This window comes from Pseudomonas sp. CF161, from assembly GCF_000416215.1.
Lineage (GTDB): Bacteria > Pseudomonadota > Gammaproteobacteria > Pseudomonadales > Pseudomonadaceae > Aquipseudomonas.
The window spans coordinates 1-523 of record NZ_ATLP01000115.1 but is presented as its reverse complement, the minus strand read 5'-3'; the positions used below and the strand labels follow the sequence as shown (position 1 = coordinate 523).

Here is a 523-nt window from a genome sequence, read left to right as displayed (position 1 = left end):
GGGGCGCTGAACGCGTCCAATTCCTCCAGGTACACCCGACCCGGAACCTCGAGCTCAGTGATTTGAACGCCGTCCGGCTGGGTGGCAATACCGCCCTCGATAATGCGCTGGACCAGGCCCCATTTATTATTCCCAGCCATGGGCTCGATTTCGATCACTGAGCCGCGGACCAGTATTCCCAGTTCGGTGCTGCTATCCAGCGCCCTGACCGTCAGGCCCTCGATCACCTGGTCGTTCAGGGTCCACTTGTTTCTGGTCTTCAGGCCGGCGCGGTGCTGCTTTTTGGGCCACCACCTGGGCGTACGGTCTGGGGTTGTCTGGTAGCTCGCGCCATCGGCCAGGTGCATATACAGGCTGTACAGGACAAGCTCCGGCGGCGGTGTGGCGGCGGCGGGCTTGCACATCGGGGGCTGCGGCTTGGGTTGGCTGCCGAGTACGACGGTTGCGACCGGCGACTCGCCGCCAAACCAGCGATTGGGCAAGGTTGTGAGAAGGCGGTCCAGGCTGTAGAGCGGGAGCCAGG

General features: G+C 63.7%; 1 pseudogene. It reads right to left on the bottom strand.

Annotated features, from left to right (window positions below):
* Positions 1 to 523 (bottom strand): annotated as a pseudogene (locus CF161_RS33230) (hypothetical protein); the annotation flags it as partial.